General features: G+C 71.3%; 2 protein-coding genes. Both read left to right on the top strand.

Annotated features, from left to right (window positions below; genetic code table 11):
* The first annotated feature begins 255 nt into the window (after positions 1 to 255).
* Positions 256 to 1,083, top strand: coding sequence for a type 1 glutamine amidotransferase domain-containing protein (locus AB0O00_RS37895; protein ID WP_363659239.1), 828 nt, complete (start codon positions 256 to 258; stop codon positions 1,081 to 1,083).
* A 43-nt stretch (positions 1,084 to 1,126) separates the two neighbouring features.
* Positions 1,127 to 1,767 (top strand): thiamine pyrophosphate-binding protein (locus AB0O00_RS37890; RefSeq protein ID WP_363659238.1); only part of this gene is annotated, 641 nt, incomplete at its 3' end.

Below are 1,767 nucleotides of genomic sequence, written 5' to 3'. Positions count from 1 at the left end.
GTCGGCTTCCCCCAGTTCTCGACGTCGGTGCGGAAGATGCCAGAACAGCACGCGGATCGCGCCCCGAGTTCCGGGCCGAGGAATTCCGCGACGACTGAGGGAAGTCCGGGAAATCGCGCCGGCACACCGGGCAACCATTGCCACCCGGCCGCCATCGCGGTTTCACTCGATTCAGTCCGGAATCCCGCCCGGCCGCTCAGGGCCGGCAATGCGGGAGACCGGACCACCCCCCTCTATTCCAGCAGGGAGATATCCGTGACGAAACGCATCCTGGTGGTGCTCTCCGAGTACGGCTACTGGGGTGAGGAACTCGTCGGCCCGGTCGAGGCGTTCGACGCCCGCGGCTACCGGACCACGTTCATCACCCCCAACGGCAAGCGCGCCCACGCCCTGCCGCCGAGCCTCGACTCCGAGTACATCGACCCGCCCCTGGGCCGCCCGGTCACCACCCGGGACATGGCCCGCCGCGCGCGGGCGCTCGACGACTCCAGCCGGCTGGACAACCCGCTCAGCCTGGCCGAGCTGATCCCCGAGCGCCCCTACTACAGCGCCCTCAACCACCTGCGCGACCTGGAGGAGTACAACCGCCGCCTGGCCTCGGCCACCAGCGGCCTGCTCTCCGACTTCGACGCCCTGGTGATCGTCGGCGGCAGCGGCCCGATCGTCGACCTGGCCAACAACGAGCGCCTGCACGAGGTCGTGCTCGCCTTCGCCGCCGCCGACAAGCCCATCCTCGCCGAGTGCTACGGCGTCGCGGTCCTCGCCTTCGCCCGCGACCTCGAAAGCCGCCGCAGCCTGCTGTGGGGCAAGCACGTCACCGGCCACCCCAAGGAGTACGACTACAAGGACGGCACCGGCTTCCTGGGCGTCGACTTCAACATGGGCCCGCCGCCGTACCCGCTGGAGTACATCCTGCGCGACGCCACCGGACCCGACGGCGCCTTCCACGGCAACGTCGGCAAGGAGACCTCGGTCATCGTCGACCACCCCTTCGTCACGGCCCGCTCCACCCCCGACTCCCTGCCCTCCGGCGAACTGCTCGTCGAGGTCCTGGAGAACGGCCTGCGCCGCCACGGCTGGTAGCCCAACTCCCAGTCAACCCCCCAATCCCCACGAGGAGTCAACCATGACCGCCAGGCCAGGCAAGGTCGCCCTGTTCGAGCAGCTCGCCGCCGACGGCATGACCCACATGTTCGGCAACCCGGGCACGGTCGAGCAGGGATTCCTCGACCTCGCCGACCACAGCGGCACCAGCTACGTCCTCACGCTCCACGAGGGCGTGGCCGTGGGGATCGCGGACGGCTACGCGCGGGCCGCCCAGCGGCCCGCGCTCGTCCAGCTCCACAGCGGAGTCGGACTCGGCAACGGCATCGGCATGCTCTACCAGGCCAAACGCGGCGGCTCCCCGCTGGTCGTCCTGGTCGGGGAGGCCGGGGTGCGCTACGACGCCATGGACGCCCAGATGGCCGCGGACCTGGTGGCCATGGCCCAGCCGGTGACCAAGTACGCCACCAGGGTCCTGGACCCCGACTCGGTGCTGCGCGTGCTGCGCCGGGCCGTGAAGATCGCCGCCACCCCGCCGTGCGGGCCGGTGATGGTCGTGCTCCCCGCCGACGTCCTGGACCGGCTCACCGCGGAGCCGGCCCTGCCGACCTCCATCCCCTTCACCCGGGTGGCGCCCGAGGGCGCCGACGTGGCCCGGGCCGCCGAGACACTGCTGGCCGGCCGCAACCCGATCGTCCTGATGGGCGACGGGGTGGCGGCCAG

Origin of the sequence: Kitasatospora sp. NPDC093558, assembly GCF_040683475.1 — a bacterium.
Lineage (GTDB): Bacteria > Actinomycetota > Actinomycetes > Streptomycetales > Streptomycetaceae > Kitasatospora.
This window is presented reverse-complemented; position numbering and strand designations above follow the sequence as displayed.